The sequence below is a fragment of the Geodermatophilus sp. URMC 65 genome, from assembly GCF_053502545.1.
Window position 1 is genome coordinate 520,745 of sequence record NZ_CP199954.1, and the last position, 13,207, is coordinate 533,951.

A 13,207-nucleotide genomic window follows, 5' to 3' on the forward strand; every position below is an offset into this window, starting at 1 on the left:
CTGGGACGATGGCCCGCCCGGACGAGGCGGGGTGGGAGGAGCTGACCGTGGACCGCATGAGCCCGACCGACGCCGGTTTCTACTACGCGGAGAGCGAGGACACGCCGCTGCACGTGGGCTCCGTGGCGGTGTTCGAGGGGCCGGCCCCCTCCTACGGCGACGTCGTGCGGCTGCTGCTGGGCAAGCTTCCCCTGGTGCCGCGCTACCGCCAGCGGGTCCGGCGGGTGCCGCTGGACCTGGGCCGCCCGCTGTGGGTCGACGACCCGCACTTCCAGATCCTGTACCACGTCCGGCACACCGCCGTCCCGAGCCCGGGCGGCGAGGAGCAGCTGCGCAACCTGGCCGGCCGCGTCCTCGGCCAGCGCCTGGACCTGGCCAAGCCGCTGTGGGAACTGTGGCTCGTCGAGGGCCTGGAGAACGGCCGCTGGGCGCTCATCTCCAAGGTCCACCACTGCATGGTCGACGGCATCGCCGGGACCGACCTGATGCAGCTGCTGTTCGACCTGACGCCCGACGCCACGCACGGCGAGCCCCAGGACTGGACGCCGCAACGCAACCCGTCGTCCCTCGAGGTCGTCGCCGGTGCCGTGCAGGACGCCGTCACCCACCCGCTGCGCGAGCTCACCCGGCTGTCCGGCGCCGAGGGCGTGCGGGGTGCGGGCCGCAGCGCCGTCCGGGCCGGCCGGTCCCTGGCCGCCGGGGTCCCCTCCGTGACCCGCCAGCTGGCCACGCCGACCGCCCGCTCGCTCAACGGGCCGATCGGCCCGCACCGGCGCTGGGCCTGGACCGACGCGGAGTTCGACGAGCTCAAGGGCGTCCGGACGGCGTTCGGCGGCACCGTCAACGACGTCGTCCTCGCCGCCATCGCCCACGGCTTCCGCGACCTGCTCGAGCGGCGCGGCTCGCTGCGCCAGGGGCTGGTCGTCCGCTCGATGGTGCCGGTCTCGGTACGCCAGGCCGACGAGCGCGGGCAGCTGGGCAACCAGATCTCGGCCGTCTTCGTCGACCTGCCCGTCGGCGAGCCGGACCCGGTGGCCCGGCTGACCTCGGTGCGCCGCCAGATGGACGAGCACAAGAAGGTCCTGCAGGCCGTCGACGCCCGCTCGATCATCGCGATGGGCGACTTCGTGGCGCCGACGCTGCTGTCCATGGGCGTGCGGGCCGCGCTGGCCGCCGGGCAGATGTGGTGCCAGGCCATCACGACCAACGTGCCGGGGCCGCGGGTGCCGCTGTACGTGCTGGGCCGCCGGATGTGCTCGGCGCACGCCTACGTGCCCATCGCCGGTGGCACCCGCGTGTCGATCGGGATCTTCTCCTACCTCAACACGATGACCTTCGGGATCAACGCCGACTTCGACGCCTTCCCCGACGTCGACGTCCTCTCCGGGGGCATCCGGCGCGGCATCGACGAGCTGGTCGCCGCCGCCCGGCAGGCCACCCCGGCGAGCGCCGCGACCTGATCGGTTGGCTGCTCCGCCGGCCGGGTAGCCGGTCGGCGTGGCAGCCCCCCAGACCGACCTCACCGTCGCCGTCACCGGTCCCACGGGGACCTTCGGCAGCGGCCTCGTCCCGCTCCTGCAGGCCGACGACCGCGTGCAGCGCATCGTCGGCATCGCCCGGCGGCCGTTCGACCCGGCCGAGCGGGGCTGGACGAAGATGGAGTACCGGCGCGGCGACGTCCGGGACCCCGCGGCCCTGGAGGAGGCCTTCGCCGGCGCCGACGTCGTCGTGCACCTGGCGTTCCTCATCACCGGCAACGCCTCCCGGGAGACGACCCGGGCGATCAACGTCGACGGCACGCTGAACGTCTTCCGCGCCGCGGCCGCCGCCGGCGCCCGTCGCTTCGTCCACGCCTCGTCGGTGGCGGCCTACGGCTGGCACCCCGACAACCCCGAGCCGATACCCGAGGACTGGCCGGTGCGCCCGGCCGCCCGGCTGTTCTACGGCCAGGAGAAGGCCGAGCTCGAGCAGCTGCTGGACGTCGAGGCCGCCACCACCCCCGACCTGGCGCTGTACCTGCTGCGCCCGCCGGTCGTCCTCGGCCCCCACGCGATCGGCGCCAAGGACGTCCTGCCCGGCCCGCTCGCGCCGATCGGGCGGGCGCTGTTCGGCCGCCCACGGCGGCTGCCGGTCCCGGTGCCGGTGCTCGCGCCGCAGCTGCGGTTCCAGTTCATCCACGAGGACGACGTCGGCAGCGCGCTGCAGCTGTGCGTGGTGGGCGCCGGTCCGGCCGGCGCCTACAACATCGCCGGGGACGGCGTCCTGACCACCGCCGACGTGCTGCGCGAGTTCGGCGCGCTCCCCGTGCCAGTACCGGCCGCACCCGCCGAGCTGGCCGCCCGCGCGGTGTCCCGGATCCCGTTCCTGCCACCCGCCGCCGAGTGGGTGGAGGCGTTCACCCGGCCGGTGATCATGGACACCGCCAAGGCGAAGACCCAGCTGGGCTGGCGGCCACAGCACACCGGGTGGGAGGCGCTGCGGGCGACGCTGGCCTGAAGGCGCGGGTCAGGGCACCCGCGCGACCGTCGGCAGCCACGCCAGGAGGTGCTCGGCCAGCAGCTCCGGGCACTGCAGCTGCGGCACGTGCCCGACGCCCGGCAGCTCGACGTAACGCCAGTCCGGGTGCCGCCGGGCGACGTCCCGCGCCACCGACACCGGCACCAGCCGGTCGCGGTCGCCGTGCACGAGCAGCACCGGCACCTGCAGACCGGCCATCGCGCGGCGCACCAACCGCGGATCGGCCAGGAGCAGGAGCAGCGAGCGCGCCGCGGTGAGGAACGCGCGGTCCATGCCGGCGACGTCACGCCGGTCGTCGACCAGCGCCACCGAGCGGTCGATGAGCGACGGCGGGACGGCGTCGGGGTCGACGCCGCACAGCTCGAGCATCTCCCGGACGGTGCCCCGCGCGCCGAGCCTGCGGCGACGGCCGGCGAGGTAGCGCTGCCCCGCGCCGGGCAGCGCGTAGAGCCCGAACGCCGCCGCGACCCGGGGGTCCGGACGCCCCCGCGGGCCGGGCAGCGCGGGGTCGACCAGCACCAGGCCGCTGACCTTCGCCGGCGAGCGCTGCGCCTCGAGCACCGAGACCATCCCGCCCATCGAGTTGCCGACCAGGACCACCGGCCCGCCGGTCACCTCGCGGACGAAGCGGTCGAGGACCACCACGTTGTCGCGCACGTTGGCCGTCCGCTCCCCCGGCTCGCTGCGGCCGAAGCCGGGCAGGTCGAGGGCGTGCACCCGCGCGTGCGGGGTGAGCAGAGGGGCGATCAGGTCCCAGTTGAGGTGCGAGCCGCCCAGGCCGTGCACCAGGACGACGATCGGCCCGTCCTCCCGGCCGCCGAAGTCGACGTGGTGCACCGGGCCGTCGATGTCCACGGTGCGGCTGTGCCCCGGGGTGTTCCCGGTGTCGGTCTGGCCGTCCATGTCCGTACCGTGCCACGCCCCGATCACCGTCCCCGCTCCAGGGCCAGGGGTCGCGGGGATGTGTCACACCGCACAGCCAGACTGCCGATGGGTGTATCAGGTGCCGCTCCCGAGTGTCAGGAGCAGTACCGGGTGGTACCTGCAGGGCGGGCCGCCCAGGGGCCGGCTGACGAGGAGGACGACGTGATCCGAGGCGATGGACCGGCGCTGCCGCTCTACCTGAGCGAGCCCGGCCGGGCGATGGCCGATTTCGGCCTGTACCTGGCTGCGCGGCCGCTGATGCCGCGACTGCCGCACGGCGACGGGCACCCGGTGCTCGTGCTGCCGGGGCTGATGGCCGACGACGCCTCGACCCAGGTGCTGCGCGCGACGCTGCGCCGGCTGGGCTACCGCGTCCACGGCTGGCGACTGGGCCGCAACATCGGCCCCACCGCCGCCTGCGTGGCCGGGATGCGCGACCGCCTCGACGACCTCAGCGACCGCTACGGCCGGCCGCTGTCCCTGGTCGGCTGGAGCCTGGGCGGCATCTTCGCCCGCGACCTGGCCCGCCGGACGCCGGACTCGGTGCGCCAGGTGATCACCCTCGGCAGCCCGTTCCGGATCACCCGGCACAGCCAGAGCCGGGCCTCGCGGGTCTTCGACCGGTACTCGCACCTGCACGTCGAGCACCGTTCGCTGCCGCTGGAGCCCGACTGCACGCCGCTGCCGGTGCCCGCGACGTCCATCTACTCGCACCTCGACGGCATCGTGCACTGGCAGACCTGCCTGGAGACCCCCGGCCCGCGGTCGGAGAACATCGCCGTGATGGCCAGCCACCTGGGCCTCGGCCACCACCCGGCCGCCCTCTGGGCGATCGCCGACCGGCTGGCCCAGCCCGAGGGTGCCTGGCAGCCGTTCCGGCCGCCGATGTTCCTGCGCCCGGCCTTCCCCCGCCCGGACGTCCCGGCGCCGCTGGCCGGCGAGGCCGCCGCGGCCTGACGCGTCCCCCGGCGTCGAGTGGTGAGTTGTCGTGGTCCCACGCCTGTGGAGACCACGACAGTCATCACTCGACGGTCCGGGTGGGCGCGGCCGGGATCGAAGCGCGGACCGCCCGCTCGTCAGCAGGCGCCGCGGACACGCTGTGCTGACCTGCGAGGTCACCGTCATGCGGAGCGACCGGGCCTCGGTTGAGCGGTTTGGTGGTCGGGCAAGCCCCCGCCCACGGCGGCAACGTGCAGCTCATCGCCGCGCCCGACGGCTGACCGATCTGGACCGCGGGCGTACGGCCCGGCCGCGAGCACGGCACCGCGCTGCGCGCCCATCCCGAGGTGCTGCCGCTGCTGGCCGAGTGCACCGACGAGGCCCATGCCGTCCTCGTCGATCTGGACTACGAAGGCGAGCGCACAGCGCTGACCACGCCGGTCAAGAAGAGCACCGACGCGCCATCGACCGACGGCCGAACGCGGCAACTTCCTGCTCAAGACGAGCTTCGAGGTGCTACGCCGGGTCAGCCTCTGCCCTGGCGCATCGGCGCCCATCACCGCCGCCGCCCTCATGCTCCTTCATCACCAGCACGGCCGGACTACATGATCAACAGGCACGTCGAGGTGTTACTGAGAAGTTGAGGCGCTACTGAGAATGGCTCACCACCTGGGTGTGGCCAGGCTGCGGCCACGGGTGGCTGCCGCAGCCTGGCCACGGGCGACCGAGGCGCCTAGCGCCAGCGGCGCGGCAGCAATTTCAGCGCGGCCAGCGTCCCGAAGAGCAACGTCGTGATCGACACGATGATGCCCAGCGTATGCGCGCCAGCGGCGAAGATTGCTGCAAGTCCACCCGCACTGCTTGTGGTGTAAACGCCAACACTTCCGTACATCTCATCCTCCCTTCGCTACGTGTGCCGTCGCCGAAGCCGCGACGTGATGCCACGCCGCACTGCGCCCTCGAGCCAAGTCGCAGAGGGAACGAACGAAGACCGCCTGGATGAACAGGTCATACGCGAGTTCGATGAGCAGGGGTGCGGCGACGAGTCGGGCCTTCCATCCGCCTCGCCATGCCGTAGCGACGCGTTCGAGCAGGAAGACCACTCCGACCGCGGTCCAGAAGGGGCTGACATCGATGCTCGACCCCGACGCGATGAGCATGAGGATCAGCAGAAGGTAGGCCTGGAACGCGAGGACGCCGAAACCGATGCCGAACTGCTGCGCCCAGTAGCGGGCCGTCGTCCAGGTCCATCCGTAGTGACGCAGGTTCTCCAATGCGCCACGTTGCCAGCGCATCCGCTGCTTCCAGAGGTCACGCCAGGTGGGCATGATCTCGGTGGTGACCGCGCATTCCATGGGACTGGTCAGCCTCCAGCCCAACGTCTTCAGTGCGAGCGTCAACTCATTGTCCTCGGTCAACGCGAGCGTGTCGTAGACCTGTCCGGGAGTTCCGGGCAATTGCGAGCCACGGGCCTGCGCAACCTCTCGCAGGGCGCGAGCCCGAAAGAGAGTCGCCGTACCGGTCAGGACCATCACTCGGCCGGTGCGCGCGATTTCACGACTGTAGCGCACGTATTCGTTTCGCTGCAGGACGGCGAGAAGCCCGGCGTCATCGCGGCCGAAGAAGAGCCCACCCGCCGCGCCGACGGCGGGGGACGAGTCCAGGCTGGCGGCGGCCACTTCGATGAACTGCGGCGACAACTCGGTGTCGGCGTCCATCACAAGCACATAGTCGTCGTCGCGGAGGTCGGAGCCGAAGGGCTGGTCGGCCGCGTGGTGCCTCCCGGACATCGGGCGGTCGGAGCTCCGCTGTCCAGGGCTGCCGGCCGGCGCGTCCGCGATCCCGCCGGCAGCCCGCCGGAACCGCTTCTCCAGTCCCTGGTTGAGGGCCCCGGCCTTCTTGTCGCTGTTGCCGACCGTCTCGTACACCTCTGCGCCCTGTGCGAGGGCGATCAGGGCGGTGTCGTCCGAGCAGTTGTCGGCAATGACTAACACGCGATCGGGGAGTCGCGTCTGCTCGGCCAAGGCGGCGAGGGTCTGCCCGATACCGCCGGCCTCGTTGTGGGCGGGAATCAGCACAGTGATGCGCGAGCGCATCGGTTGCGCCTCATTCTCCGCGAAGGCGACGACGCTGCTCGCCTGGTGCACGGACGGGGTGGAGCCAGCCATAAACTGAAGCCCTTCAGCTGCGTCTGGGGGCGCGGTCGCACGCCGAAGCTCGCACCTTTGCGAGGGGGCGTCGAGCGGCGAGTGGCTGAGTACACAGCGGAAGACCGGTTCAGCCGCTCGGTGCAGACAGAGTGCACGACCAAGCGCCGTAGGCTCAGTATGGGGTTTGTCACATCGACGCTTTGTAGCCATGTCGCTACTCAAGCGAGTGGTGCGGTGTGCTACCGAAGGCGCTTAAGAACTCATTTCAGAACGACGGTCAGCTGCCGGTAGCAGATGAGGGCGCAGGCGAGCTGGAGTAGGCCGAGGTGGATGTCAGCGCGGCGTTCGTAGCGGGTGCGCAGCCGCTTGAAGGCGTGCAGCCAGGCGAAACTGCGCTCGACCACCCACCGCTGACGGCCCAGGCCGGAGCCATGGGCGACGCCGCGGCGGGCGATGCGCGGAGTGATCCCGCGGGCGCGCAGCTGTCGGCGGTAGACGTCGTGGTCGTAGCCGCGATCGGCGAACAGCTCCCGCGGTCGCCGGCGCGGGCGTCCGCGCCGGCCGCGGATCGGCGGAACGGCATCGACCAGCGGGATGAGCTGGGTGACGTCGTTGCGGTCGCCGCCGGTCAGGCTGACCGCGAGCGGAATGCCGCCGGCGTCGCAGATCAGGTGGTGCTTGGAGCCGGGCCGGCCGCGGTCGACCGGGGACGGGCCGACGTGGTCCCCCCTTTGAGCGCCCGGATGTGGGAGCCGTCGACCGCGCAGCGGTCCAGGTCCAGCTCATCGAGGGCGCGCAGCTGGTCCAGCAGTTGTCCGTGCAGGGCCGGCCACACGCCGGCCTCGGTCCAATCGCGTAGCCGCCGCCAGCAGGTCACCCCGGAGCAGCCGACCAGGGACGTGGGCAGCTGGTTCCAGGTGATGCCGGTCTTGAGCACGAACACGATCCCGGCCAGCGCGGCACGGTCATCGATCGGCCGCCGACCCGGATAGCGGTGTCGGCGTGGCTTCCGCGGCGGCAGCAGTGGGGCGACCCGCTCCCACAGCCCATCGGGCACGAGCTCCTCGTCACCCACCACAGCCTCGGCAGGCTCACCCAGTGCCCGCAGGAGGCGCGCCGAGCTCATCTTGAAACGATCTCTAACGACCTCGTGCATGGTTAGCCCGACGACTTGACCGTGCTGTGGGCAGGACGGGCAGGGTCGTGATGTGTCGAGCACTCTTCCCCGTGCCGCCGCTGTCGCCGATCGCCGGGTGACCGGACTGTCTCGAGAGGTCCTGGCCGAGCTGGTCGCCGAGCTGGGACCGCGCTGGCAGGCACGCCAGGACGCGCGGCTGGCCGATCGGCCGCGCCGGCGGGCGGTCGGCGCCGGCGCCCGGCCACCGGCTGGTGTTCCTCGACCGGCTGCTGGCCACCCTGGTCCATCTGCGCCACGGGGTCACCCATGACGTGCTGGCCTGCTGGTTCGGGGTGTCCCGCTCGACGATCACCCGCGCGGTCGGGGAGGTCGGCCCGCTGCTGGCCGAGCGCGGCTGCACCGTCGAGGGCGGGCTCCGGCTGCGCACGCTGGCCGATGTGGTCGCCCACCTGGGTGCCAGCGGGCGGGTCGGCCTGCTGGATGCCACGGAGGTCCGGGTGCGCCGCCCGGCGGCCCATCGGGCCGGCCGCCATCGGTTCGTCTCGGGAAAGGCCCGGGCCAACACCGTCAAGGCGCTGGTCCTCACCGATGCCGCCGGGCGGCTGCTGTTCTGCGGACAGACCCGCCCGGGCTCCCTCCATGACCTGACCCAGGTCCGCCAGGCCGGCCTGGTCGAACTGCTGGCCCGCACTCCGGGCGTGACGCTGCTCGCCGACACCGGCTATCAGGGGCTCAGCGCGCAGACCGCCGGTGCGGTCATCACCCCGCGGCCGCACCGGCGGAGGAACCAGATCCCGGTCTTCCCCGCCGTCGCCGCGGCACACGAGGCCGAACGCCGGGCTCACACGTCCAGGCGAATCCGCGTCGAGCACGGCATCAGCCACCTGAAGAACTGGCGAGCCCTGTCTCGCCACCTCGGTCGACGCGAGCACCTGGACACGATCTTTCCCGCGGTCGCCGGACTGGTCTCCAGCCAGGAACGAGCCCCACGACCCGACCGGCTCCGCCAACCGGAAGCGCTCGCGACCGGCACCACCAGGTGAGCAGGTCCGCCCCGAGCAGTGCAACGACCGCTCGCCGCTAACCATGCACGAGGTCGTAAGGCGTCCGTGGGTTTCTACGTCCCAGTCATGCCAGAGACGGTGAGGCGACGGCCGCGAGCGCCGCGTTGATGACGGTCGTCGCGGACCGTCCTACGCTCGACGGAAGTCAAGGAACTGAAACGGCGGGAGGCGATGGCATCCTCGCTCCGCGCCGCACCGCGGCATCCGGCCGGCGACGCCTCGCCGTCTGCGTCGCGGCAGCCCTGGGCGCGATCCTTGTGACTGCGACCGCAGCGGGGGACTCAATCATCGCGCAGACGATTCCCGGCCACTGGCGCCTTACCTGGTCCGATGAATTCATCGGACCCCCAGGCACCGCTCCCGACCCTGCCCTCTGGCGGCCCCACACTGGCGGCCACGGCTGGGGCAACGAGGAACGCGAAATGCACACCGCCGACACCGCCAACGCCGCCCTCGACGGCAACGGCCACCTGGCCATCACCGCGCGCCGCGACACCAGCGGCGTTCACACCTGTTGGTACGGCCCCTGCACCTACACCTCCGCGCGGTTGACCACCCTGGGCACCTTTTCCCCACAGTACGGCCGCATCGAAGCCCGCATCCGGTTGCCTCACGGACGTGGCATGTGGCCCGCGTTCTGGATGCTCGGCGCTAACGGCGCTGAAGTCGGGTGGCTCAACGGTGGCGAGATCGACATCATGGAGAACGTCGGCCACGACATGCGGACCGTCTTCGGATCCCTGCACGGCCCCGGCCCCCGCTATGGCAAGAACGGCCTCACCGCCGCCTACCGACTGCCCGGCGGCGCCTCCTTCGCCGACGACTTCCACACCTTTGCTGTCACCTGGGCCCCGGATACGATCTCCTGGTTCGTCGACGGGCACCGATACCAGACCCGCACCCCCGCGGACACCGGCTCAGACGGCTGGGTGTTCAACCACCCGTTCTTCCTGGTACTCAACCTCGCCGTCGGCGGCACGTGGCCCGGCGATCCCGACACGAGGACACCGTTCCCGCAGAGCATGCTCGTCGACTACGTGCGCATCTACGAACCCGCCGGATGACCCATCTCATCAGGAGCCGTCCATAGTCCACCGACCCACGCCAGCCCCCAAGGACCCTTCGGGGCCGCCAGGAGCGCGCAGTGGTCGGCTTACGAAAAGGATCATCAGTGGGTTGACTCAGGGTCTTGGTAGCCAGCGGGCCGTCACCCTGTCGGCCAGGGGCGTCTTCGCCAACCCTGGAACTGGCCTGCATCACTCCAGCCACCTGACATCGACCGATGAAGAAATCTTCTGGTGGCATCTGCGTATGTGGAGTGAACGGTGTCCCGGCTGCTCGCCGCCGAGCGGCGCCGGCGACGGCGCCGGGCGCTGCTGGCCGCCCGCGCCGCCGGCCATTCCCACGTGACCGTAGACGACGCACCGGTCCGTACCGATCGATGTCGCGTCGCCGGGCGACGCCCGCGCTGATCGGCCTGAGCGCCAGGTGGATCTGTGGTGGTCGGGTAAGCCAACGCCTCGGTCACCGCCATCTGGATATCGCCCCGGTCGAGGCGAGTTGTGGGCGCGGCCGGGATCGAACCGGCGACCGCTCGCTTGTAAGCAGGTCAGGCGTGAGCGCTGTGCTGACCTGCAAGAACAAAGGTCATTGCTGAGCGTAGCGTCCTCAGTTGAGCGGTCACTTGTCAGACCTGTCCCCCGCAACCGGACGCCGCTTCAAGGATCTGCATGCGACCGTAGCTCCGATGTCGGCCCGACGCCCCCTGTCGGACAGGCTGTCGAGCCTCATGTGCCCCCGGACGTCAAGAGACGACCGGATCGTGAGGACTTGCCCGACACCTTTTGACCGCCCGCAGCACTATGCGGCCGTCTGGGGCTAGCCAGTACGGCGCAACCCTATAGAGAACAATACACTTGCGCTGGTCGAAGTTGCCCCACCGCAGGGCCAGACCTCGCAAGGGGTCATTAAGAAACAGACTCTCAGCCTTGTGCGAGTCGCCGCACGGCGTTAATCTATACGACGCAAAGCCGCATGTTCAAGGGGTACGACATGCGAGGATGCCGTACGTCATTCGGGCCGCCCGGCCTTGTCTCTCAGGATGGTTCTGGGCGAAGTGCGGTAAGCAGTTCTTTTGCGCTAGACGAGCTGGGTGGCTCTATCGCAAGAACTCGGGGTGCTCTGGACCTCGTGCGCCTGCGACCAGTCATGGCCCTATCCGAAGGTTCTAGCGAGGTAACGGTCGGAGTGCTGGATGGTCCTGTGTTTGTGGATCATCCCGACCTCGTGGCGGAGGGTATGTCCTCGGTCAATGGGGTCGGCGCGCTCGCGTGTCGGGAACCGTCGAGCGCTGCTTGTCGCCACGGCACCTTCGTCGTTGGAATTCTCAAGAGCGCCAGGGGGTCGGCCGCGCCGGCGATTTGCCCCAGTTGTCGTTTGGTACTGCGCCGAATCTTCGCTGAGGACTCCGTGGGCGAGGACGGCCCTTCGACAGAAGTTGAGGAAGTCTCCTCAGCGATCATCCAATGCGTGCTCGCCGGTGCGCGGGTTATCAATTTGAGCGCGGCGACGTTGGCCCCGACGATGGGCAACGATTCCAATCTCAACGATGCTCTGAGTTTTGCCGTCCGGCGAGGCGTCCTTTTGGTCGCGGCCGCTGGAAACCAAGGCGCAGTTGGCAGTTCTGCCCTCACCCGGCACGCTGGGGTCATTCCGGTGGCCGCCTTCGACTCACGGGCGGTCCTGATGCGGCAATCGAACGTAGGGATTGAGGTGGGAAAGCGGGGACTCGGTGGTCCTGGAGAGGGGATTACCAGCCTCGCCTGTAACGGCCCTCCAATCACTCTGGCAGGTACCAGCTTCGCGGCACCCTTTGTCACGGGAACAATCGCCCTTTTATGGTCGCTTTTCCCTTCGGCCAATGCCGCCGAAATCAGGTACTCCCTTAGGGCTGGAGCAGCTAAATGGTCTCGCAGTGTCATCCCGCCCCTCCTCGATGCCTGGGGGGCATATAGGACGTTAGCCCAACTGGTCGGTTCACATCCCACTGCGGTGGATCGCTAGGAGAGGAGTCTGTGATGGCAGATGCCGAACCCATGCAGGCGCGGGGAGACGATATCCCACCAATGGCGATGCCGCCCGTAACAACGGCGATGCCGACCATGACGGCAACGGCGATGCCGACCATGACAACGCCTATGGCGCCACTCGCGACGCCCCCAGGGCCACCGACAGCCTGGACTGAGGAGCCAGAGGTACTCACGACGGCTGCTGCGGAACCACCCCCTTTCGTCTTCGCGCTCGGCAGAATCGAGCCACGCTTCCCGAGCTTGGGAATCGAAAGGGAATTTGCCCAAGTCTTGGGAAGAGGGGAGAATGGAGGGCTTACCGATCGCGAGGCTATGCACGCCGTCCTCAGCGACAGGGGGAACCGCTATCTCGTCCGCCAGATTTGCTGGGTCTTTCTTATTGAGGGGCTGGAGACCTATATCATTGGCCCTCGGGATCCCGGCGATTTTGAACTCTTGGTGGAGGCAGTCAGGGCTGCCCCTGATCGCGGAGACGTTGATGTGGTGATCGGCGAGCGAGGTCCGGTCGCCCCGCCCGATGCGTGTAACGGCCTCACCCTTCCGCTGGTCGCCTTCGACCAACTTTATTCATTCGATCGCGACTCTCTCATTGCGTCTCTTCCACGTCCTGAGGACCAGGACGGGGACGATGGCGACCGCTTTGATGCTGCCGCACGGGAGCTGTTCGACCGTATAATGCAGCTGGCTGATAACACCGGCAGTCTTGACGAGCATCGGGCCCTGAATTACCTCGCAGTCCGATACCCAGGGATATACGCTGCAACTGCTGAGGCGTTTGGGCGCAATGAATCGCTCACAGGCGTAGAGGTGCGACCTTCTCGCTTGAGTGGGCAACGGAAGGTCTTCGATGTCATTCTTTCATACACAAGCCGCGAGACCGATGTGACGGACAAGCGTTTCGTGCGCGTAGACGTGACAGAGAAGTTTCCGTTTCTGGTGTCGCGACTCGCGCCTTTCTATGAACGCTGATCAACTTCGGAGGCTGTCATGAGCAATCCCGAATCCTCACGCTCGCAGCCTAGCCATCAACCGTTGCGCGTGCGGCTACCAGGGTTCGTGCGTGACGAGGAGATAGGTCTGGGAGATGTGATCAAACGGGCCACGACCCTGGTGGGCGTGCGGCCCTGTTCCGGATGCGCCAAGCGCGCTGTACGGCTCAACCAACGTGTCGTCTTCACCGGTAGGAGGTGACGCTGAGTCAAGAAGCTGTGGAAAGACACCCCATATTAGAAGGAGTTGATCATGTCGTCGATGCCTGGCTTTTCCGCCGAACGGTCGCTTGAGCCAAGTGGCTGGCAACGTCATGACAATAGGCAGGAGGCCGTTCGCGCTGTCGCGTCCCCTTTTGCAGCGCAGCAACTGACATTTGATCCCAACACACTCAAC

At 69.3% G+C, this 13,207-nt stretch carries 11 protein-coding genes and 2 pseudogenes; 9 read left to right on the top strand and 4 right to left on the bottom strand.

The window, feature by feature from the left end:
* Positions 1 to 8: 8 nt before the first annotated feature.
* Complete coding sequence (locus tag ACWIX7_RS02460) at positions 9 to 1,460, top strand: WS/DGAT/MGAT family O-acyltransferase (protein WP_448620042.1); 1,452 nt, start codon at positions 9 to 11, stop codon at positions 1,458 to 1,460.
* A 37-nt stretch (positions 1,461 to 1,497) separates the two neighbouring features.
* Entirely contained in the window at positions 1,498 to 2,496 is a 999-nt protein-coding gene (locus ACWIX7_RS02465; protein WP_448620043.1) for an NAD-dependent epimerase/dehydratase family protein, read from the top strand.
* A 9-nt stretch (positions 2,497 to 2,505) separates the two neighbouring features.
* On the opposite strand, the gene ACWIX7_RS02470 is transcribed toward ACWIX7_RS02465, so the two are convergent.
* Positions 2,506 to 3,420: an alpha/beta fold hydrolase gene (locus ACWIX7_RS02470; protein WP_448620044.1), complete on the bottom strand. Its 915-nt coding sequence runs from the start codon at positions 3,418 to 3,420 to the stop codon at positions 2,506 to 2,508.
* Between the two features lie 183 nt (positions 3,421 to 3,603).
* On the opposite strand from ACWIX7_RS02470, the gene ACWIX7_RS02475 reads away from it, so the two are divergent.
* Both ACWIX7_RS02475 and ACWIX7_RS02480 read left to right on the top strand, forming a co-directional pair.
* A complete protein-coding gene (locus ACWIX7_RS02475; protein WP_448620045.1) occupies positions 3,604 to 4,398 on the top strand; it encodes an esterase/lipase family protein in 795 nt (264 codons plus the stop codon).
* Between the two features lie 115 nt (positions 4,399 to 4,513).
* Positions 4,514 to 4,989, top strand: a pseudogene (locus ACWIX7_RS02480) (transposase family protein); the annotation flags it as partial.
* A 124-nt stretch (positions 4,990 to 5,113) separates the two neighbouring features.
* Here ACWIX7_RS02480 and ACWIX7_RS02485 read toward each other — a convergent pair.
* From ACWIX7_RS02485 to ACWIX7_RS02495, 3 genes are all read right to left on the bottom strand, one after another.
* Positions 5,114 to 5,272, bottom strand: a complete 159-nt coding sequence (locus ACWIX7_RS02485) for a hypothetical protein (protein WP_448620046.1) — start codon at positions 5,270 to 5,272, stop codon at positions 5,114 to 5,116.
* A 1-nt stretch (position 5,273) separates the two neighbouring features.
* Positions 5,274 to 6,548: a glycosyltransferase gene (locus ACWIX7_RS02490; RefSeq protein ID WP_448620047.1), complete on the bottom strand. Its 1,275-nt coding sequence runs from the start codon at positions 6,546 to 6,548 to the stop codon at positions 5,274 to 5,276.
* A 242-nt stretch (positions 6,549 to 6,790) separates the two neighbouring features.
* A protein-coding gene (locus tag ACWIX7_RS02495; protein ID WP_448620048.1) for an IS5 family transposase occupies positions 6,791 to 7,656 on the bottom strand; the annotation gives its coding sequence in 2 pieces (ribosomal slippage) (positions 6,791 to 7,263 and positions 7,263 to 7,656; 867 coding nt in all).
* A gap of 263 nt (positions 7,657 to 7,919) precedes the next feature.
* Between ACWIX7_RS02495 and ACWIX7_RS02500 the strand changes: the two genes are divergently transcribed.
* From ACWIX7_RS02500 to ACWIX7_RS02520, 5 genes and pseudogenes are all read left to right on the top strand, one after another.
* A complete protein-coding gene (locus ACWIX7_RS02500; protein ID WP_448620049.1) occupies positions 7,920 to 8,711 on the top strand; it encodes a transposase family protein in 792 nt (263 codons plus the stop codon).
* A gap of 128 nt (positions 8,712 to 8,839) precedes the next feature.
* Positions 8,840 to 9,796: a glycoside hydrolase family 16 protein gene (locus tag ACWIX7_RS02505; protein ID WP_448620050.1), complete on the top strand. Its 957-nt coding sequence runs from the start codon at positions 8,840 to 8,842 to the stop codon at positions 9,794 to 9,796.
* A gap of 300 nt (positions 9,797 to 10,096) precedes the next feature.
* Positions 10,097 to 10,180: pseudogene (locus tag ACWIX7_RS02510) on the top strand (IS5/IS1182 family transposase); the annotation flags it as partial.
* Positions 10,181 to 10,940: 760 nt separating this feature from the next.
* Positions 10,941 to 11,795, top strand: coding sequence for a S8 family peptidase (locus tag ACWIX7_RS02515; RefSeq protein WP_448620051.1), 855 nt, complete (start codon positions 10,941 to 10,943; stop codon positions 11,793 to 11,795).
* A gap of 14 nt (positions 11,796 to 11,809) precedes the next feature.
* Entirely contained in the window at positions 11,810 to 12,790 is a 981-nt protein-coding gene (locus ACWIX7_RS02520; RefSeq protein ID WP_448620052.1) for a cyanobactin maturation protease PatG family protein, read from the top strand.
* The last annotated feature ends 417 nt before the right edge of the window (positions 12,791 to 13,207 follow it).

Coding starts and splice junctions, on each gene's coding strand:
- ACWIX7_RS02520 (WP_448620052.1), top strand. CDS start 11,810: ATGGCAGATGCCGAACCCATGCAGGCGCGGGGAGACGATATCCCACCA.
- ACWIX7_RS02470 (WP_448620044.1), bottom strand. CDS start 3,420: ATGGACGGCCAGACCGACACCGGGAACACCCCGGGGCACAGCCGCACC.
- ACWIX7_RS02515 (WP_448620051.1), top strand. CDS start 10,941: ATGGCCCTATCCGAAGGTTCTAGCGAGGTAACGGTCGGAGTGCTGGAT.
- ACWIX7_RS02490 (WP_448620047.1), bottom strand. CDS start 6,548: ATGGCTGGCTCCACCCCGTCCGTGCACCAGGCGAGCAGCGTCGTCGCC.
- ACWIX7_RS02485 (WP_448620046.1), bottom strand. CDS start 5,272: ATGTACGGAAGTGTTGGCGTTTACACCACAAGCAGTGCGGGTGGACTT.
- ACWIX7_RS02505 (WP_448620050.1), top strand. CDS start 8,840: ATGACGGTCGTCGCGGACCGTCCTACGCTCGACGGAAGTCAAGGAACT.
- ACWIX7_RS02460 (WP_448620042.1), top strand. CDS start 9: ATGGCCCGCCCGGACGAGGCGGGGTGGGAGGAGCTGACCGTGGACCGC.